Raw genomic sequence first — 18,059 nt, forward strand, 5'->3', positions numbered from 1 at the left:
GCTCGTCGCCGAGCTGACCGCGATCCCGGCGGCCGAGGGCCTGCGCGAGATCCTGGTGCGGGCGGCGCGGGCGATCGGCGCGCACGTGGACCGGCTGGGTGAGCTGATGCAGGGGCTGGCCGCCTCCGGCTACCGCCAGGACGACGGGAAGAATGCCGACGGCGGGGACGGGCCCCTGCGCCACCTGGGTCCGATCAGCCGGGCGCTCTCCACCCTGCTCGCCCCGCACGAGGAGCGGCTGCGGTTGGGCGCCGAGCGCTCGACCGGCTACCTGATCGGCCTGGTGTTCGTGGACCGGCTGGCCGGCAGGTTCGGCGGCAGCACCGCAGACCCCGAGGAACTCGTCGACCTCTTCCTGCGCGGAGCAGGCAGCAGCACCGAGGAAGGACCGCTGGCATGACCGAGCTGATGATCGACGCCGTTCGGATCACCAAGAAGTTCGGCAAGATGACAGCCCTGGACGGCGTGGACCTGCAGGTCCCCAAGGGCACGGTGATGGGGCTGCTCGGGCACAACGGCGCGGGCAAGACCACCCTGGTCAACATCCTGTCGACGCTGACGGCGGCGACCTCGGGGACGGCGCGGGTGGCGGGCTACGACGTGCTCACCCACGGCCACGACGTGCGCGGCCGGATCGGGCTGACCGGGCAGTTCGCCTCGGTGGACGAGCAGATCACCGGGCTGGACAACCTGCTGCTGATCGCCAGGCTGCTCGGCGCGAGCCCGAAGCAGGCGCGGCGCAGGGCCAAGGAGCTGCTGGAGGTCTTCGACCTGACCGCGGCCGGTGGGCGCAAGGCGCAGACCTACTCCGGCGGCATGCGCAGGCGGCTGGACCTGGCATCGAGCCTGGTCGGCCACCCCGACGTGATCTTCTTGGACGAGCCGACGACGGGCCTGGACCCCTCCAGCCGCAACAGCCTGTGGGAGATCGTCGAGCGGCTGGTCCGCGAGGGCACCACGGTGCTGCTGACCACGCAGTACCTGGAGGAGGCCGACCGGCTGGCCGACCGGATCACGGTGCTGGCCTCGGGGCGGATCGTGGCCGCGGGCACCGCCGACCAGCTCAAGGGCGACATCGGCACGCGGACGATCCTGCTGACGCTGGCCCACCCCGGCGACGTCACGGTGGCGATGGACGCGCTGAAGCGGGCCGGGCTGCACCCCTCGCACGACGTGACCAGGCGCAAGATCTCCTCCCCCGCCGGGGCCTCGACGGATCTGATCCTGGCCGTGCGGGCGCTGGACCGGGCCGGGGTGATGGTCACCGAGCTCGGCATCTCCGAGCCGTCGCTGGACGACGTCTACCTGGCGCTGAACCACGACCCGAAGGCCGACGCGGACAACGCCAACGCCGTCACCCAGATCATCAAAGCCATCTCCGCGGCGTGAGTAGGAGTTCCCAGATGAGTTCGTCCCTCTCTCCCGCGCCCCAGGGCGCCGCCTGGCGGGGCAGCTCCCTGTACACGCAGATCATGGTGCTGACCGGGCGGTCGCTGCGCAGCGTGCTGCTGGACCCGAAGAACCTGCTGTTCACCCTGCTGACGCCGCTGATGATGCTGCTGCTGTTCAGCCAGGTGTTCTCCAACGTGGCCAACACCCCCGCCTTCCCCAAGGGCGTCAGCTACATCAACTTCCTGATGCCGGCGACGCTGGTCACCACGGCCCTGTCGGCGGCGATGACCGCGGGCGTCGGCTTCGTCAACGACCTGCGCAACGGCGTGCTCGCCCGCTTCCGGGCGCTGCCGATCAACGGCGGCTCGGTGCTGGCCGCGCGCAGCCTCGCCGACCTGGTGCGCAGCGCGGTGCAGCTGATCATCATGATCATCGCGGCGGTCGCGCTGTTCGGCTTCACGCCCAAGGGCTTCGGCGTGGTGGGCGCGCTGCTGCTGGCGTTGATCGTGGGCTGGGGTCTCGGCTGGCTGTTCCTGGCCGTGGCGACCTGGATGCGCAACCCCGAGACCCTGCAGATGTTCACCTTCCTGGCGATGTTCCCGCTGATGTTCGGCTCCAGCGCGTACATGCCGCTGGAGGGCCTTCCTGGCTGGATGCGGTTCGTGGCGTCGGTCAACCCGCTCACCTACGCGATCGACGCCTCCCGCGAGCTGACCCTGCAGGGCACGATCAGCTCGACCGCGTTCACCTCGATCGGCATCAGCCTGGTGATCGCGGCGGCCGGGATGGTGTTCGCGGCCAAGGGTTTCCGCAGGCAGTAGCGGCTACTGGTCGCGCTTGGCCAGGCGGGCGAGCATCTCGTTGTAGGCGTTGAGGTCGGCGTCGCCGTCGGTCTCCGCCTTGCGATCGCCGCGCTTGGCCTCGCGCTCGTCGTCGCGGGCCCACTGCACGAGCAGCGCGATCACCACGACGAGCAGCGGGATCTCGCCGGAGGCCCAGGTGAGGCCGCCGCCGAGGCGCTGGTCGACGAGCAGGTCGGTCACCCACGGCAGCGCGAGCTGGGAGTAGAACTGCTGGCCGATCACGTACTGCGCGCTCATCAGCGCGATGCCGAAGAACGCGTGGAACGGGATCGCGGCGAACAGCAAGCCCAAGCGCCCCAACGGCGGCAGCCTGCGCGGCGCCGGGTCGATGCCGACGACGGGCCAGTAGAAGACGTAGCCCGCGACGATGAAGTGCAGGTTCATCGCGATGTGCGCCCAGTGCTCCGGCAGCGCCGCGTCGAACAGGCCGGAGAAGTACAGGCCGTAGAAGGAGCCGACGAACAGCACGAGCGCGACGATCGGGTGCGTGAGGAACCGGCTCACCGGCGAGTTCACGAAGGCCAGCAGCCACTCGCGCGGCCCGGGAGGCGCTTCCTTGCCCGCGGGCGGGATCGCGCGCAGCGCCAGCGTCATCGGGCCGCCGAGCACGAACAGGATCGGCACGAGCATGGACAGCAGCATGTGGCTGCCCATGTGCACGCTGAACATGGCGGGCGCGTAGCGACCGATACCGGTCGAGGTCGCGATGAGCAGCGTCGCGCAGCCGCACAGCCAGGCGACCGTGCGTCCTACGGGCCACTTGTCGCCACGTAGGCGCAGTCGGCGGACACCGGCCAGGTAGAGCACCGCGAGCACCACGGCCGCCGTGCCGAAGATGAGGTCGAAACGCCAGTCCAGCACCAGGTTGAGCAGCGTGGGCGGACCGTTGAGCTTGTAGCCGATCATGACTTCGTCGGTGCCGAGGATCGGTGCCTCGTTGGGCGGCGGAGTGCTGCCGAGTGCCACGCCGATCGCGATGGTCGCCAGCATCAGCAGCACTTCGGGGCCGCCGATGCGCAGCAGCGCGCCACGGGACTCACCGTCGGAGATCGCCTTCACACCGCGTTGGCGCTGGAGTTGCCCGAAGACGCCGAGCAGGCCGAGCGCGACGATCTTCGCGACAAGGAGCAGGCCGTAGGTGGTGGTGAACAGGTCCTCGATCGGCAGCCGTACCAGGCCGTTGAGCACACCGGAGACCGCCATGACGATCCAGCAGACCAGTGCGACCTTGGAGAAGCGGGAGTACGCGAGCCCGAGGTTGCCGCCGCCGCGCCGCGCGTGCGCCACGAGCGCGATGAGGCCGCCAACCCACAGCGACATTGCTACAAGGTGGTAGATGAGGCTGTTCGTGCCCACGTCGTGCGAACCGCCCGTGGCGGAGTGCCCGGTCACCGCGACCGGAAGAAGCGACACGAGCGCCAACGCGAGACAGGCGACCGTCCAGCCCCACGAGAGGACAACGCGGCTCACGATCGCCACGACGCCCGCGAGCAGCGCCGTGAGCACCCACGCCTTCGCCTGCTCCAGCTGTCCTACGAGCACGAAGAGCGACCCCGACGACATCAGCTCGGACACGGGCTTGCCCACTGCGTTGGCCGTGAAGAACGGCACCGTCAGCGCGGCGCCCGCGAACCACGCGAACGCACCCCAGGAACCGAGGCGCAGCGCGGCCCAACCGTCAGCCGAGAGCCTGCCGTTGCGCTGCTGAGCGACCATGAACGCCGCGAACATCAGCGAGCCGACACAGAGCACCGCGCCCGCCTCGGCGAGCGTGCGAACCATCGGCAGACCGAGGCGCGTGAGCTGACCGGGGTCGGGCAGTCCGAACCGGATCAGCTCCTCGACGGGCGAGAGCGCGGTGAGCGCCGCGGCCACGACGAGCGCCAGCAGGACGCCGGGCAGCACCAGAGCGGCGATACCGGCGGCTCGACCACGGGCCGGGGTGGGGGCTTCAGGCACCCTCCGAGCCTAAGCCGTGACCTGGATCGCTCTGCTTCGCGTGCCCGGGTTTGCGGATCAAGCGCGAACCACGCGGAAACAACAGTTACTCTTCTTCCGGCGCGCGAGCGCCCGGCCTCCATAGCTCAGCTGGATAGAGCAACAGACTTCTAATCTGTCGGTCGCAGGTTCGAGTCCTGCTGGGGGCGCACAGTCGAGGAGGAGCGGTCGGCATGGGTGACGGGGCGAGCACGCGCCGGAGCTACGACTTGGTCGCCGACCGCTACACCTCGGAACTCCGCGATGAGCTGCGACGCAAACCGTTGGACCGCGCGATGTTGGACGCGTTCGCGGAGCTGACTACGGGCGGAACCGTCCTGGACGTGGGTTGCGGCCCCGGTCATGTCGCGGAGTACCTGTCCGCGCGAGGAGCGCGTGCGCTCGGCACCGACCTCTCCCCCGCGATGTGCGCGAACGCATCGGTGCCGACCTGTGCTTCTGACATGACCGCGCTGCCAGTTCGAGCCGACGCGCTATCGGGCTTGGTGAGCCTCTACGCGGTCATCCACCTCGACTCCGCGCAGCGCGCCGCTGCTTACAAGGAGTTCGCCCGCGTGCTTCGCTCCGGCGGGCACGCGCTCATCTCGTTCCACATCAGCGACTCCGACGTGCCTGTGGGCGGCGAGAAGCGGCTCAGCGACTGGTGGGGGCACGACGTCGACCTGACGTTCCGGTTCCTCGACCCCGTGGAGGAGTCGCGGATGCTGGCCGAGGCCGGACTTGAGGTCATCGCCCGCCTCGACCGCGGCCCACACCCAGGCATCGAGCACCCCAGCCAACGGTGCTCGTTGCTCGTCCTACGCCCCTAGCTCCTCCAAGTCCCGCACGGCCACGTCAAGGCTCGGTAGGGCCAACATCGCGCGCTTCGCTTGCTTCGCCCGCGCGGCGAAATCCGGCTCTGACAGCACACGCGCACACGCCGCGCGCACTTGCTCAGGACCGTCGACGCGGAGCCCGAGTCCGAGTTCTTCAACCCGCGCGGCGTTCGACGGCTGATCGGCGACACCTGGCCAGACGACCATCGGCACCCCGGCGCGAAGTGCTTCGCGGATGCCGTTGTAGCCGCCATGGGTGAGGAAGAGGTCCGCGACTTCCAGGACCAGCGGCTGCGGCACGGTCGGTGTCACGTGCACGTTCGGCGGCAGGGGCACCGAGGCCACATCCAGGCCCGCGGTGACGACGACAACCGAACAGTCCACTTCGGACAGTGCTTCGGCCATGGCCCGCAGCCGGGACGTGGGGTCGATCGTGCGGGGTCCGTCGGGCAGCGGAACGGTCAACGCCGTGCCCATCGACACGAGCACCAACGGGCCGTCCGGCAGCCACCCCGGCAGTTGCTCCCCCGGACGCGCCAACACAGGCTGCCTATAAGCGCGCAACTGGTGCCGATGTGACGGTGAACGAGAACTCCGTTGGCACGTAGTCAATCCGACCGTCCGGGAACAGGGTCTGGAGGTCGATCTGAACGTGCTCGCTCAGCGCAGAGCACACCATCTCCGGATCGACCGCGTTCACCAAACCGCCGGGCAGCGTCACGCAAGGAACACCGAGTTCTCTGGCCACCAAGACCGCACCCAGCTCCGCGTCGTCGCGCAGGACGAGATCCGGGACGAAGTCGCTCGCGAGCGGCAGGACACGCCGCGCTTCGTCAGCCGGGATCGACGTGACAGACAGCCGCAGCAACGTCGTCATGGGGTCGAGCGAGGGGTCCTCCGCGAGCGCGGCGCGCAGTCCGGCCATGATGCCGCCGAGCACGCCCTCAGCGCGCACGGGCTCGTCGGCGAAGAGCGCGGCCAAGTTGGGTGGCGCAGCGACCAGGACCTCGTGGCCGCGCGCGGCGAGAGCTCTGGCGATGGGCACGACGGAACGGGTGTGCGACGGCGAACCGGTGACGGTGCACAGCACTCGCAAGGGAAGCTCCTTGAGAAGGCGACTTCTCAGTCTCTCCGGAATCTTTGGCGCGCAACCACAACCCTGCACCTAGGTGCACAGTGACCCAGGTCATATGCCGGAGGTGATGAGTATTCCGACCGCGAACACGACCTGGCATTCGCGCCGATCTGGCGGGAGAAGCCGAAAGTGGTCGTGCCGCGCACGCTCACCACGGCGGAATGGAACACCAGGGTCGTTGGCGACGTCGCCGGGCTGCACCAGGACATGGTGCTGTTCGGCGGCTCCGAGGTGGTATTGCTGCGCTACCAGCGATAGCCGTTACACCCGTGCGTCGATCGTGACTTCTCCGGCGAAGGTTTCACTCTTTCCACTTAGCCTTTCCGGAAAAGCGAAACGCGCCTTCGGCCGACTTCGACGTCCTCGGCGACACCACCGCGCCGAGGGAGAGAACATGACCGTCATCCAGCTCAGGCCGACCCCCACCAAGTTCGGCGGTCTCGCGATCGCCTCGCTCGTGCTCGGCATCGTCGGGGTCTGCGGTTCCCCTGTGCTGCTGTTGAACAACGCGACCGCCGTCGCCGCCGGTGTCGGAGTGGCGCTCGGCGCGATCGCGCTGTTCGGCTCGCACAAGGTCATGGCGGGGTTCGGTGTAGGACTGTCCGTGCTCGGGGTCGCGTTCACGCTCGTGGCGCAGAACGCCGCAGTGCGCGCTCTTGAAGGAACCGATCAGCACGTCGAGACGCTGAACTGGGGCAAGCGGCACACGTGGGGAGACGGGCTCGCCGTGGAGGTCTCGGCGCCCACGGAGTGCAAGCCCGGTCCCTCGTCCTCCCCTAGCACTGTCGCGCGCGCGGTGCGGTTCACGGTCACCGTCACCAACGGCACGGACAAGCCGTTCGAGTCCACCGTGCTGAGCGTGAGCAGTGACGCGCAGTTCAACGGCAGGACGGCTGCGGCGGTCTTCGACCACGGCGGCGGCTGCGGCGGCAACAGTGGTTTCGATTCGGCGACCGTGCTGCCCGGCAAGACCTACACCTACGACGTCTCCTACTCGATCGGGACCGATCCCGGCGAGATGCAGCTGACGCTGCGCCCCTCCTTCGTCGCGGACAAGGCCGTGTTCACCGGGCGCGTCTGAGCCTCCTCCGCCAGGCACGGGCAGTCCTTCGGGCAGGACCGAAGCTCGGTGATCAGCACGCGGGGCAACGCGACGCCAACGGCGACCGCGATCACCACCAGCACGAGGTCGAAGGTCATCGGGGAGCTCCCTCCGTCACCCCGACAGGCGTGCCATCGGACTGAACGATGTTCACCCCGCCCCGGGCGGCACCGGGCCGAGCGCGAGATCATAGGGTGGGACCCACCCCAGGAAACTTGATCAACTTCTCGCGCAACGACCCGGTGTCCGCAGCGTCCTCCTTGTGTGGTCCGCGAGTTTCACCAGCAAGGGGGCACGGCCATGACCAGTGAGCTGACGGGGCAGGACCGGGTCGAACTCGACCTCGGTGCCGTCGCGGGGGTCAGTGACCGGGGCCTGCGGCACCACCGCAACGAGGACTCGATGGCGGTGCGCCGCGTCACCCGGTCGGCCGAGGTGATCGCCGTGGTCTGCGACGGGGTGTCCACTTCGGACAACCCCGATTTCGCTTCGCGCACCGCCGCCACCACCGCCGCGGACACGCTGCTGGAGGCTCGGGAGTCCGGGGCCGACCCGATCACCGCGACGCGCCACGCGATCACGGCGGCCGCCGAGGCGGTCTCGGCGCTGGAGCACCCCAAGGAGGAGAGCGAGACCGGGCGCCCGCCCGCGTGCACGTTCGTCTCCGCCGTGGTCACCGACGAGACGATCACCGTCGGCTGGGTCGGCGACAGCCGCGCGTACTGGCTGACCGCGCCCCCCGAGAAGTCCGCGTGCATGACCCTCGACGACGCGTGGGCCGCGCAGATGGTCGCCGCAGGCCACCTCACCGAGGAAGAGGCGCACAACCACCGCATGGCGCACGTGCTGATGGCGTGGCTCGGCGCGAACGCGGGCAAGATCGAACCGCACGTCGCCACGTTCCGCCCCGAGGGCCCCGGCGTGGTCCTGGTGTGCAGCGACGGACTGTGGAACTACGTGCCGTCCGCGGAGGAGCTGGCGCAGATCACGCTCTCCGACACCCTGGAGTCCCCCATGGACGCCGCGCGGGTGCTGACGCAGCGCGCGCTCGACGACGGCGGGCGGGACAACATCACCGTCGTGGTCGTCCCCTTCCCGCAGGGGCACGCCGGCCAACGCCCTTGATCAATACGCCACACTGAAGTTTTCTTTTGGTTTCGCGTAGGGCGTCGACGCGAAACTAAAGTTCGGCGAGCTTGACCTCAACTAATGTTGGGGTTGCACGGTGGGTGTATGACAACCACCGAAGCCGCGAGCGGGGTGAGCCAACGGCGAGTCAGAGCCGTGGTCATCGGCCTGCTCATCGGCACCTTCCTCGGCGCGCTGGACACCATGGTCATGGTCACCGCGATCCGGACCATCGCCGACGAGCTGCACGGCCTCACCATGCAGGCGTCGGTGACCACGGCCTACCTGATCGCGTCGATGATCGCGATGCCGTTGTACGGCAAGCTCTCCGACATCTACGGCCGCAAACGGCTCTACCTGGCCGCGATCGCGGTGTTCCTGCTCGGATCGGTGCTGTGCGCGCTCGCGCAGAGCATGGGCCAGCTCGCGGTTTTCCGCGCCGTGCAGGGACTCGGCGGCGGCGGGCTGATGGCGTTGGCGCTGGCGGCGATCGCGGACATGGTGCCGGCGGAGCAGCGCACGAAGTGGCAGGCGCTGTTCGGGTTCTCCTTCGCGGGGGCCAGCATCAGCGGCCCGGTGCTCGGCGGGCTGCTGGCGGGGCTGGACAGCGTGCTGGGCATCGCGGGGTGGCGCTGGCTGTTCCTGATCAACGTGCCGATCGGGCTGGTCACGATGGTCGTGGTCGGGAAGTTCTTCACCGTGCGGACGACGCGCACCCCGCAGCCGGTCGACTTCGCGGGCGCGATCTCGCTGGCCGTGGGCCTGGTTCCGTTGCTGCTGCTGGCAGAGCAGGGCCGGGACGCCACGCCGCTGACAGCGCTGGTGCTGGCAGCGATCGGAATCCTCGGCCTCGCGGTGTTCGTCCGCGTGCAGATCCGCAGGCAGGACTCGGCCCTGCTGCCGCCGAAGCTGTTCCGCGACAGGGCTTTCACGCTGATCAACGTGGTGAACTTCCTCGGCGGCGTCGGCGTCTTCACCGCGTTGGCGTTCGTGCCGCTCTACCTCCAGCTCGTGCAGGGGCTGAGCCCGACCAGCGCCGGACTGCTGCTGCTCCCCCAGTCACTGGCGACGATCACCGGCTCCAGGCTCGTAGGACCGTTGCTGAACAAGGGAATCCACTACAAGCACGTGCTGACCGCCGGACTCGCGCTCTCCGGCACCGCCTACCTCGTGCTCGCGTTCGCGGGGCCGACGACGCCGATGGCGCTGATCACCGCGCTGGTGCTGGCCAACGGGATCGGCGGCGGCATGTTCTTCCAGGTCGTGCTGGTGACCTTGCAGGACGCGGTCGAACCGCAGGACCTCGGCGTCGCGAGCAGCCTGTCGGGCTTCTCCCGGCAGCTCGGCGGGGTCGCGGGGACCGCGGTGTTCCTGACGCTGGTGTTCAGCCTCGCCGCTGACCGGATCGGCGGCGCCATCGACCTCGACGACACCTCCTTCCTCGCCCGGCTCGCCCCGCACGAGGCCGCCCCGATCGTCGCGGGCCTCTCCGCAGCGATGAACACGGTCTTCCTCAGCATCGGCCTGGTCATGGTCCTCGCCGCGGCTCTCGCCCTGTCCATCTCACCGTCCTCACCGTCCCGAAAGGACACTCCATGAGCACCGTCAAGCTGGCCGTCATCATCGGCAGCACCCGTGAAGGCCGCCTCGCCGACGTGGTCGCGAACTGGTTCCTCAAGCGCGCCAAGCAGAACGAGGACTTCGAGATCGACGTGATCGACCTCGCGGACCCGCTGCTCGGCGAGCGCCACCCGAAGCGCACCACCCCGGAGCTGGCCCGCTTCAACGAGCGGGTGGCCGACGCGGACGCGTTCGTGGTGCTGACGCCGGAGTACAACCACGGCTACCCGGCCTCGCTGAAGTTCGCGATCGACTCCTGCTACCACGGCTGGCAGGCCAAGCCGGTCGGCTTCGTCTCCTACGGCGGGATCTCCGGCGGGCTCAGGGCGGTCGAGCAGCTGCGCCAGGTCTTCGCGGAGCTGCACGCGGTCTCCGTGCGCGACACGGTGAGCTTCCACAACGTCTTCGGCGCCTTCGACGGCGAGGGCGAGCCGGTGCGCCCCGTCGAGGTGAACGCGGCGGCCAAGACGTTGCTGGACCAGATCAGGTGGTGGGCCGAGACTCTGCGCGAGGGCAAGGAGAAGCGGGCCTACACCACCTGATCCGGCGCGGGATCACGCGGCGTTGAACTCGTCCGGGTCGGGCCCGATACGCCCGTTCTGGTTCAACGTCGCGATCCGCTCGATGTCGGCGGCGTCCAGCTCGAAGCCGAACACGTCGAAGTTCTCCGCGATCCGCTCGGGCGTCACGGACTTCGGGATCACCACGTTGCCCAGCTGGAGGTGCCAGCGCAGCACGACCTGCGCGGTCGAGCGCCCGTGCTTCGCGGCGATCTCGGCCAGCACCGGGTTCTTGAGCAGGTCACCGCCCTGGCCGAGCGGGCTCCACGCCTCGGTGCGCACGCCGAGCTCGGCGTGCACGGCGCGCAGCTTTTCCTGTTGCAGCAACGGGTGCAGCTCGATCTGGTTGACCGACGGCACTACACCGACCTCGTCGATCACCCGGCGCAGGTGCGACTCCTGGAAGTTCGAGACGCCGATCGCGCGCACCCGGCCGTCGCCGAGCAGCTTGTTCAGCGCCTTCCAGGTGTCGACGTAGAGCTCGCGCGCCGGGGTCGGCCAGTGGATCAGGTACAGGTCGATCCGCTCCAGCCGCAGCTTCTCCAGGCTGGCGTCGAAGGCCGCGAGGGTCTTGTCGTAGCCCTGGTCGGCGTTCCACACCTTGGTGGTGACGAACAGCTCGTCGTGCGGGATGCCGGACTTCTCCAGCGCGATGCCGACCCCGGCCTCGTTGCCGTAGATGGCCGCGGTGTCGATGCTGCGGTAGCCGGTCTCCAGCGCCGAGGTGACCGCGGCGACGGTCTCGTCCTCGGGCACCTGGAAGACGCCGAAGCCCAGCTGCGGCATGGCCACTCCGTTGTTCAGGGTGACCGTGGGAACGCCGCTCATGATGTGTCCTTTCGGGTAGCTCAAGGGAGGATGGAGGTCGCGACGCCGCCGTCGACGCGGAGCGCGCCACCGGTGGTCGCGGACGCCAGGTCGGAGGCGACGTAGGTGATCATGTTCGCCACCTCCTGCGGGCGGATCAGCCTGCGCAGCAACGAGGTCGGCCGGTCCTTGGCCATGAACTCGCGCTCGGCCTCCTCGAACGGCACGTCGGAGCCGTTGAGGTCGCGGATGAACTCCTCGACGCCCGGGGTGAGCGTCGGGCCGGGCAGCACGCTGTTCACGGTGACACCGGTACCCGCCACGGACTGCGCCATGCCTCGCGAGACCGCGAGCTGCGCGGTCTTGGTCATGCCGTAGTGCACCATCTCGGTCGGCGTCTGCACGGCGGACTCGCTGCTGACGAAGATCACCCGGCCCCAGCCGCGCTCGACCATCCTCGGCGCGTGGTGCCTGGCCAGGCGCACCCCGGAGAGCACGTTGACCTCGAAGAAGCGCAGCCATTCCGCGTCGGGGATCTCGAAGACGTCCTGCGGGGCGAAGATCCCGGCGTTGTTCACCAGGATGTCGACCTCGGGCTCAGCGGCAAGCAGCGCGCTCGCGCCCTCCTCGGTGCCGACGTCGGCCGCGACGCCCCGCACGGAAGCACCTCCGGCGGCGAGCTTGTCCACAGTGGACTTCACGCGTCCTTCGTCGCGCCCGTTGACGATGACCGTCGCGCCCGCGCGGGCCAGGGTTTCCGCCGTGGTGTAACCGATCCCCGACGTGGACCCGGTGACGAGCGCGGTGCGTCCGGAGAGGTCGATGTTCATCGGGCGAGTGCTCCTTGCTTGGTCTTGTTCGTGGTGGAACGCCGGTCCAGCGCTCCGGAGTACAGGGCGACGGCCAGCCCGGCCGCCGCGAGAACGGCTCCGATCCAGCTCGGCGCGGTGAGCCCGAGCCCGCCCTCGATCGCGACGCCGCCCAACCACGCGCCGAGCGCGTTGCCGAGGTTGAAGGCCGCGATGTTGGCGGCGGAGGCGAGCGCCGGGGCGCCTTCGGCCTTGCGCATGACCCGCATCTGCAACGACGGCACCGTGGCGAAGCCGACCGCGCCGAACACGGCGATGGTGATCGCGGCGAGCACCTGCGAGTGCGCGGTGAACACGAAGACCACCAGCACCACCACGAGCGCGGCGAGGAAGGCGTACAGGCTGGGCATCAAGGAGCGGTCGGCGGCGCGGCCTCCGACGAGGTTGCCCGCGAACAGGCCCGCCCCAAACAACACCAGCAGCCACGTCACCGCTCCGGGCGAGAAGCCCGCGACCTCGGTCATCATCGGCGCGATGTAGGTGAAGGAGGCGAACACGGCGCCGAAGCCGAGCGCGGTGGTGGCCAGCGCGAGCCACACCTGCCGGTCGCGGAACACGGCCAGCTCGCCGCGAAGGCCGCCGTTGTCCGCCAGCGGCTGGCGCGGAACCAGGGTGAGGATGCCGACCAGGCCGATGACGCCGAGCGCGGTGACCGCCCAGAAGGTGGAGCGCCAGCCGAGTTGCTGGCCGAGCGCGGTGCCCATCGGCACGCCGAGCACGTTGGCGACGGTGAGGCCGGTGAACATCAGCGCGATGGCGCTGGCCTTGCGCTCCGGGGCGACGAGCCCGGCCGCGACGACCGAGCCGACGCCGAAGAACGCGCCGTGCGAGAGGGCGGCGACGACGCGGCCGGTCATGAGCAGGCCGTAGCTGTCCGCGACCGCCGACACCAGGTTGCCGACGATGAACAGGCCCATGAGCGCGACGAGGATGGTCTTGCGGGGCAGTCGTGATCCGACGGCGGTGAGCAGGGGCGCGCCGACGACGACGCCGAGCGCGTAGCCGGAGATCAGCAGCCCGGCGGCGGGGATGCTCACCCCGAAGTCGGCCGCGACCTCGGGCAACAGGCCCATGATGACGAATTCGGTCGTTCCGATGCCGAAGGCGCTGATCGCCAGCGCGAGCAGGGCAGCGGGCATGTCACGTCTTCTTCCTGCGTAGGGTGTTACCTAGCGCACTCAACAACCCGCGTCCGAGATAGTTGCATACGCTTTCTATTGACGACGCCTGATGCTGCCCTATGCAACGAGTGCGCGCAAGTCGTACTCTCGACCTGCACAGCCGCCGACTTCAGGGGTGAACCGTGGGACTGTCCGACGACGCGGTCGAGGCGCGCGCCCAGGGCTGGCGCGCGCTCGCGGCGCTGCACGCGCGCATCGAGGACGGCTTGGAGCGCGCGCTCCAGCAGGAACACCGGCTCTCCGTCAGCGAGTACAGCGTTCTCGACGTGCTGGCCAGGCAGGACGGCTGGCACATGCGGATGAACCAGCTCTCGCGCGCGGTCGTGCTCAGCCAGTCCGCGACCACGCGCCTGGTCAGCCGCCTCGAAGACCGCGGGCTGTTGCAGCGGTACCTGTGCGCCGACGACCGGCGCGGCATCTACACCGAGGTCACCGCCGAGGGCCACGAACTGCTCGACGCGGCGCGGCCGACGCACGACCGCGTGCTGGACGAGGCGCTCACCGAGGCCGCGAAGCTGCCCGAGCAGGCGCCGCTGGTGCGCGCGCTGGAGTCGCTGACAACTCCGGCCAACTAGCTCGCCCGCTCAACCGATCGGCGGAGGCAGCGGTCCACCGCGCGTCGGCGGGGCAGGGCCGCGCGGTTGAGGCGCGGAGGTATCGCGCGGCGACACGCTGCCCTGGTGACTCCTTTCGCCAAGAAACCGGTCCTGGCCATCGCCGGGGTCGCCGCGCTTGTGCTGTTGATCGCCAGCGCGGTGGACGGCTACTTCTTCGACGAGCTGTACTTCCTGAGCGCGGGCAAGCACCACCTGGACTGGGGCTACGCGGACCAGCCTCCGCTGGTGCCGTTGCTGGCGCGGGCGATGGACTTCCTGTTCCCGGGCTCGGTGGTGGGGCTGCGCTTGCCCGCGACGCTCGTCATGGCGGCGACGGTCGTGGTGGCGGCGCTGACCGCGCGCGAGCTGGGCGGCGCGAAGCGGGCGCAGGTCATGGCGGCGGGCGCGGCGGCGATCTCGCTGCACGCGGTGACGATCAACCACTGGCTGGCGACCTACATGCTCGACCCGTTGTGGTGGGCGCTCGCGTTGCTGCTGGTGACGCGGTGGGCGCGCACGCGGGAGGACCGCCTGCTGCTGGGCGCGGGCGTGGTGACGGCGCTGGCGTTGCAGACGAAGTTCCTCATTCCCGTGCTGTGGGTGGCGCTCGGGGTGAGCGTGCTCGTGGTCGGACCGCGCGAGCTGCTGCGGCGTCCGATGTTGTGGCTCGGCGCGGGCCTGGCGGTGCTGACGACGGTTCCGGGGCTTGTGTGGCAGGCGGCGAACGGGTGGCCGCAGGCGGAGATGACGCAGGTCGTGGCGCGCGAGGCCGCGATGCAGGGCGGCCGACCGGCGCTGCTGCTCGGCGGGCTCCTCTCGGCGGGAGCGCTCGTCGGCGTGCTGCTGTGCCTCTACGGCGGTTGGTTCCTGTTGCGGCACAAGGAACTGCGCTTCCTCGGCTGGACGGTCGTCGGCGTGCTCGTGCTGCTGTCGATCACCAGCGGCCAGCCCCGGTACCTCGCGGGGCTCTACCCGTTGCTGTTCGCGGCGGGCGCGGTGCGGTTCGAGCAGGCGGAGCCCGCGCGCTGGTGGAGCTGGAGCCTGCGCTGGCCCGGCTACGTGCTCTCGACCGTGGTGGCGCTCGGCGTCGGCGGGTTCGTGATCTCCGCTCAGGCCCCGTTCGCCGAGGTGGGCCCGGCCGAGACGGCGACGGTGGCGGCGGAGTTCCACCGGCTCCCGGCTGAGCAGCGGGAACGGACCGCGGTGGTGGCCTCGATCTACCCGACCGCGGCGACGCTCGACCGCTTCGGCCCCGAGCTGGGGCTTCCGCTGACGCAGAGCCCGCACCGCGGCTACTGGTACTTCGGCTCACCGGCGGAGGACAAGGACACCGTTCTCTACGCCGGCGAGGACGTGGACCGCGTGCGGCCCTACTTCGACTCGGTCCGGGAGGTGGCGCCGCAGATCTGGTTGTGTCTCGGGAAGAGATTTCCGTGGAAGTGGATGTGGCCGCGCATTAGGTACGCCTGAACCGCATCCAGGTTGCTTCGCGATGGAAAATTTTCGCCCCGCATCAGGATCGGCTCGGTAAATGGCTTCCAGAACACCGTGATGCACCGGCCAGAAAGAGGCCGTGGACCGTAACGCGCACCGCTCGGCCGACGATAGCGTCGGTCCACCACGGTGACCACCCGGAAAGGTCACGCGACCGCCCCACCAGCACCAGCCGTTACATCTAAACCTAACGTCACCCGTTCAGGTGGTCCCCGATGCGGGCGCGCCACCTGGGGAAATGCCCTAATGCCGCTGGTTACGTGTCCTCGTCGTGATGTCTCCAGGCATTGACCGAGCCTTTTCGCTGAAGTAGGAAGTTGCCGCACAGACTTGGTTTTCCGACCCGCGGTTGTTCCTCCCCCGACAACGCACGGTCACGCTTTCCGGCTCGCCCGAATCCTGGCTCCGCCAACCGAGAGGCCCACCCGGCCCGGTGCTCGGTTCCCGCGTGGACGCCTTCGGGCAGAGCCGAAACGCCGTCGCATTCGCGACGACCCGTGCGGCACAACCGCCTCCCCCGCCCACGATCCAGACATTTCCGGAGTCAAGGTTTTCCGATGGCAACAACCGCCTCCCGCACGGTGCTGTCCGCCCTGATCGGCCTCGTGAGCGTCGCGCTGCTCACCTCGGGTTGTTCCGCCGAGGCCCCGGCCCAGGCCGCCCCCGCCGAACTGGGCACCGCCGAGACCGCCGTGCTGCCCGATCTGAACACCTTCGGCAAGATCGAGAACGCGCCGCTGGACCCGGCCCCGACCGCCAAGGCCACCGACAAGGTCTTCAAGGTCACCAAGGAGCTGCCGGTCTACGACAAGCCCGGCGGCAAGCCCTTCGGCAAGCTCCCGACCGTCCAGGTCGGCTCGCCCACGTGGGTCCCCGTCATCGCCGAGCAGGGCGACTGGGCGCAGGTGCTGCTGCCCGCACGGCCCAACGGCCTGGCTGGCTGGATTCACACCCCCGGCTCCACCGAGTCCGCGCGCAACCCCTACACCGTCACCGTGAACCTGGCGAACTACTCGCTGGAGATCTTCAAGGACGGCGCGTCGCAGGGCACGCACAAGGTGGGCATCGGCAAGGCCGAGTTCCCCACGCCCAAGGGCAGGCACTACCTGATGGCCTCCATCGAGGAGACCAAGAACACCTACAGCAAGTACGTGCTGCCGCTGTCGGCGCACTCCGACTCGCACGAGACCTTCGGCGGTGGGCCCGGCACGGTCGCGCTGCACACGTGGCCGACCAACGAGCACATCGGCAAGAGCACCAGCGACGGTTGCATCCGGGTCGCCCCGGAGACGCTGACCAAGCTGATGGACCTGCCCCTGGGCACGGTCATCTCCATCACCTGATCCTTCCCCTCCCGGTCGGTGGCCGGGTCGCGTCGGGGACGCTCCGCCAGCACCCGGCCCTCGCCACTCCGCACACTCCTCCCGTGAAAGGTCTTTCCTTGTCCAGCAAGAAGATCCTGGGCGCGCTCGCCGCGCTCGCCGCAGCCGGACTCGTCGCCGCCCCCGCCGCGTCCGCGACCCCCTCCGCCGCCGGTGAGGCGTTCGCGCTCTCCGCCAAGGGCCTGATCAACATCGACCCGCTGCCGCAGGTCAACGGCAAGAACGGCTACGACCACAAGAAGGTCGTCGAGATCCCCGCCAAGTCCGTCCAGGTGAAGGCGCTGGAGGCGGAGGCAGGCAAGCACAACGCCAAGGCCACCGTCGTCAACCTGTCCGTCGACCTGGGCCTCGACCTGCTCAAGGAGCTCAAGCTCGGCGGCGGCCAACTGCTCAACGCGCAGGTCATCACCGCCAAGTGCGACAAGACCGGCGTCTCCTCCTCGCTCGTCGGCGCCAAGCTGCTCGGCAAGCCGCTGGACGTCGCGGTGCCCGCCAACACCGGCATCGAGGTGCCCGGCCTGGCCAAGGTCATGCTCAACGAGCAGGTGAAGAACAAGAACGGGACCACCACGGTCAACGCGATCTCGATCAAGGTCTCCGAGCTGCAGAAGATCACCGTGGCGTCCGCGACCTGCGCGGCCGGCAAGGACGGCGGCGACGGTGGCAGCACCACCACCAAGCCCTCGACCTCCACCAGCAAGCCCGGCACCTCCACCTCGCCCAGCTCCGGCACCTCGACCACCACGGCGAGCTCCGGCGGCAACGGCGGCGTGGCCCCGCGCCCGGTCCCGGCTCCGGCTCAGCTCGACGTGACCGGCTGACCCCTCGCACCACCAGAACCCAGTGCCCCCGGCCTCCCCGGCCGGGGGCACTGCTCTGTCCCACCACCTCAATGACTCGTTCATGTGGTTGACCGTGCTGAACGAGTCATTGAGGTGGTTGACCGTGCCGAATGAGTCATTCAGGTACTTGAGCGTCCTGAACGGGTCATTGAGGTACTTCGAACGCCCTGAATGACTCATTCAGGGCGTTGAACGGAGCAAACGCGGCATTGGCGGGCCGGGACGACCTCGGTCAGCGGCGCGTGGCGCGTGGTTCGGGCGAGGGTGGCTTTCGC

General features: G+C 69.3%; 19 protein-coding genes and 1 tRNA gene. 14 read left to right on the forward strand and 6 right to left on the reverse strand.

The genetic code is table 11. The features are described from left to right. From CCN37_RS40265 to CCN37_RS31925, 3 genes are all read left to right on the forward strand, one after another. Positions 1 to 400 (forward strand): hypothetical protein (locus CCN37_RS40265; RefSeq protein WP_210408303.1); only part of this gene is annotated, 400 nt, incomplete at its 5' end. Continuing rightward, the gene (locus CCN37_RS31920; RefSeq protein ID WP_086828068.1) at positions 397 to 1,389 is read left to right on the forward strand and encodes an ATP-binding cassette domain-containing protein; all 993 of its coding nucleotides are present in this window, start codon (positions 397 to 399) and stop codon (positions 1,387 to 1,389) included. The genes CCN37_RS40265 and CCN37_RS31920, both read left to right, overlap by 4 nt. Positions 1,390 to 1,403: 14 nt before the next feature. After that, the gene (locus CCN37_RS31925) at positions 1,404 to 2,213 is read left to right on the forward strand and encodes an ABC transporter permease (RefSeq protein ID WP_086828070.1); all 810 of its coding nucleotides are present in this window, start codon (positions 1,404 to 1,406) and stop codon (positions 2,211 to 2,213) included. Between the two features lie 3 nt (positions 2,214 to 2,216). On the opposite strand, the gene CCN37_RS31930 is transcribed toward CCN37_RS31925, so the two are convergent. After that, positions 2,217 to 4,214: a cytochrome c oxidase assembly protein gene (locus tag CCN37_RS31930; protein ID WP_086828072.1), complete on the reverse strand. Its 1,998-nt coding sequence runs from the start codon at positions 4,212 to 4,214 to the stop codon at positions 2,217 to 2,219. A gap of 114 nt (positions 4,215 to 4,328) precedes the next feature. Between CCN37_RS31930 and CCN37_RS31935 the strand changes: the two genes are divergently transcribed. Continuing rightward, a tRNA-Arg gene (locus CCN37_RS31935) sits at positions 4,329 to 4,402 on the forward strand. Positions 4,403 to 4,426: 24 nt separating this feature from the next. Further along, positions 4,427 to 5,062, forward strand: a complete 636-nt coding sequence (locus CCN37_RS31940) for a class I SAM-dependent methyltransferase (protein ID WP_086828074.1) — start codon at positions 4,427 to 4,429, stop codon at positions 5,060 to 5,062. Here CCN37_RS31940 and CCN37_RS31945 read toward each other — a convergent pair. Together CCN37_RS31945 and CCN37_RS31950 are read right to left on the reverse strand one after the other, a co-directional pair. Then, positions 5,051 to 5,608: a glycosyltransferase gene (locus tag CCN37_RS31945; protein WP_143261905.1), complete on the reverse strand. Its 558-nt coding sequence runs from the start codon at positions 5,606 to 5,608 to the stop codon at positions 5,051 to 5,053. The genes CCN37_RS31940 and CCN37_RS31945 overlap by 12 nt on opposite strands. 10 nt (positions 5,609 to 5,618) lie before the next feature. Further along, complete coding sequence (locus CCN37_RS31950) at positions 5,619 to 6,164, reverse strand: glycosyltransferase family 1 protein (protein ID WP_143261906.1); 546 nt, start codon at positions 6,162 to 6,164, stop codon at positions 5,619 to 5,621. A gap of 168 nt (positions 6,165 to 6,332) precedes the next feature. On the opposite strand from CCN37_RS31950, the gene CCN37_RS42110 reads away from it, so the two are divergent. From CCN37_RS42110 to CCN37_RS31975, 5 genes are all read left to right on the forward strand, one after another. Continuing rightward, positions 6,333 to 6,461, forward strand: coding sequence for a hypothetical protein (locus CCN37_RS42110; RefSeq protein WP_256388092.1), 129 nt, complete (start codon positions 6,333 to 6,335; stop codon positions 6,459 to 6,461). A 136-nt stretch (positions 6,462 to 6,597) separates the two neighbouring features. Beyond that, positions 6,598 to 7,284, forward strand: coding sequence for a DUF4190 domain-containing protein (locus CCN37_RS31960; protein ID WP_086828081.1), 687 nt, complete (start codon positions 6,598 to 6,600; stop codon positions 7,282 to 7,284). Positions 7,285 to 7,605: 321 nt separating this feature from the next. After that, positions 7,606 to 8,430: a PP2C family serine/threonine-protein phosphatase gene (locus CCN37_RS31965; RefSeq protein WP_086828083.1), complete on the forward strand. Its 825-nt coding sequence runs from the start codon at positions 7,606 to 7,608 to the stop codon at positions 8,428 to 8,430. 108 nt (positions 8,431 to 8,538) lie between these two features. Next, positions 8,539 to 10,032, forward strand: coding sequence for an MFS transporter (locus CCN37_RS31970; RefSeq protein WP_168200959.1), 1,494 nt, complete (start codon positions 8,539 to 8,541; stop codon positions 10,030 to 10,032). After that, positions 10,029 to 10,595 carry an NADPH-dependent FMN reductase gene (locus tag CCN37_RS31975; RefSeq protein WP_086828087.1) on the forward strand — a complete coding sequence of 189 codons (567 nt, stop codon included), beginning with the start codon at positions 10,029 to 10,031 and terminating at the stop codon, positions 10,593 to 10,595. The genes CCN37_RS31970 and CCN37_RS31975 overlap by 4 nt, the downstream gene beginning before the upstream one ends. Positions 10,596 to 10,607: 12 nt before the next feature. Here CCN37_RS31975 and CCN37_RS31980 read toward each other — a convergent pair whose 3' ends face one another. The 3 genes from CCN37_RS31980 to CCN37_RS31990 are packed head-to-tail and all read right to left on the reverse strand — an operon-like array spanning position 10,608 to position 13,428. After that, positions 10,608 to 11,441 (reverse strand): aldo/keto reductase, encoded by an 834-nt coding sequence (locus tag CCN37_RS31980; protein ID WP_086828089.1) that lies wholly within the window; start codon positions 11,439 to 11,441, stop codon positions 10,608 to 10,610. 20 nt (positions 11,442 to 11,461) lie between these two features. Next, positions 11,462 to 12,250, reverse strand: coding sequence for an SDR family NAD(P)-dependent oxidoreductase (locus tag CCN37_RS31985; RefSeq protein WP_086828091.1), 789 nt, complete (start codon positions 12,248 to 12,250; stop codon positions 11,462 to 11,464). Continuing rightward, on the reverse strand, positions 12,247 to 13,428 hold the full coding sequence (locus CCN37_RS31990) for an MFS transporter (RefSeq protein ID WP_086828093.1): 1,182 nt from the start codon (positions 13,426 to 13,428) through the stop codon (positions 12,247 to 12,249). Before CCN37_RS31990 ends, CCN37_RS31985 begins: the two co-directional genes overlap by 4 nt. 164 nt (positions 13,429 to 13,592) lie before the next feature. On the opposite strand from CCN37_RS31990, the gene CCN37_RS31995 reads away from it, so the two are divergent. The 4 genes from CCN37_RS31995 (at position 13,593) to CCN37_RS40270 (ending at position 17,763) form a co-directional block, all read left to right on the forward strand. Further along, on the forward strand, positions 13,593 to 14,045 hold the full coding sequence (locus tag CCN37_RS31995) for a MarR family winged helix-turn-helix transcriptional regulator (protein ID WP_086828095.1): 453 nt from the start codon (positions 13,593 to 13,595) through the stop codon (positions 14,043 to 14,045). Positions 14,046 to 14,150: 105 nt separating this feature from the next. Next, positions 14,151 to 15,536, forward strand: coding sequence for a glycosyltransferase family 39 protein (locus CCN37_RS32000; RefSeq protein ID WP_246843431.1), 1,386 nt, complete (start codon positions 14,151 to 14,153; stop codon positions 15,534 to 15,536). A 581-nt stretch (positions 15,537 to 16,117) separates the two neighbouring features. Next, positions 16,118 to 16,903, forward strand: a complete 786-nt coding sequence (locus tag CCN37_RS32005) for a L,D-transpeptidase family protein (RefSeq protein ID WP_086828099.1) — start codon at positions 16,118 to 16,120, stop codon at positions 16,901 to 16,903. Positions 16,904 to 16,986: 83 nt separating this feature from the next. Continuing rightward, complete coding sequence (locus tag CCN37_RS40270) at positions 16,987 to 17,763, forward strand: choice-of-anchor P family protein (RefSeq protein ID WP_168200960.1); 777 nt, start codon at positions 16,987 to 16,989, stop codon at positions 17,761 to 17,763. The last annotated feature ends 296 nt before the right edge of the window (positions 17,764 to 18,059 follow it).

The organism is Allokutzneria sp. NRRL B-24872 (genome assembly GCF_002155965.1).
Taxonomy (GTDB): Bacteria; Actinomycetota; Actinomycetes; order Mycobacteriales; family Pseudonocardiaceae; genus Allokutzneria.

Bases quoted from the DNA above. Each gene is read 5' to 3' on its own strand.
- CCN37_RS31975 (WP_086828087.1), top strand. From the start codon at position 10,029: ATGAGCACCGTCAAGCTGGCCGTCATCATCGGCAGCACCCGTGAAGGC.
- CCN37_RS31940 (WP_086828074.1), top strand. From the start codon at position 4,427: ATGGGTGACGGGGCGAGCACGCGCCGGAGCTACGACTTGGTCGCCGAC.
- CCN37_RS32005 (WP_086828099.1), top strand. From the start codon at position 16,118: ATGGCAACAACCGCCTCCCGCACGGTGCTGTCCGCCCTGATCGGCCTC.
- CCN37_RS31920 (WP_086828068.1), top strand. From the start codon at position 397: ATGACCGAGCTGATGATCGACGCCGTTCGGATCACCAAGAAGTTCGGC.
- CCN37_RS31970 (WP_168200959.1), top strand. From the start codon at position 8,539: ATGACAACCACCGAAGCCGCGAGCGGGGTGAGCCAACGGCGAGTCAGA.
- CCN37_RS31965 (WP_086828083.1), top strand. From the start codon at position 7,606: ATGACCAGTGAGCTGACGGGGCAGGACCGGGTCGAACTCGACCTCGGT.
- CCN37_RS31980 (WP_086828089.1), bottom strand. From the start codon at position 11,441: ATGAGCGGCGTTCCCACGGTCACCCTGAACAACGGAGTGGCCATGCCG.
- CCN37_RS31990 (WP_086828093.1), bottom strand. From the start codon at position 13,428: ATGCCCGCTGCCCTGCTCGCGCTGGCGATCAGCGCCTTCGGCATCGGA.
- CCN37_RS31925 (WP_086828070.1), top strand. From the start codon at position 1,404: ATGAGTTCGTCCCTCTCTCCCGCGCCCCAGGGCGCCGCCTGGCGGGGC.
- CCN37_RS31960 (WP_086828081.1), top strand. From the start codon at position 6,598: ATGACCGTCATCCAGCTCAGGCCGACCCCCACCAAGTTCGGCGGTCTC.
- CCN37_RS31985 (WP_086828091.1), bottom strand. From the start codon at position 12,250: ATGAACATCGACCTCTCCGGACGCACCGCGCTCGTCACCGGGTCCACG.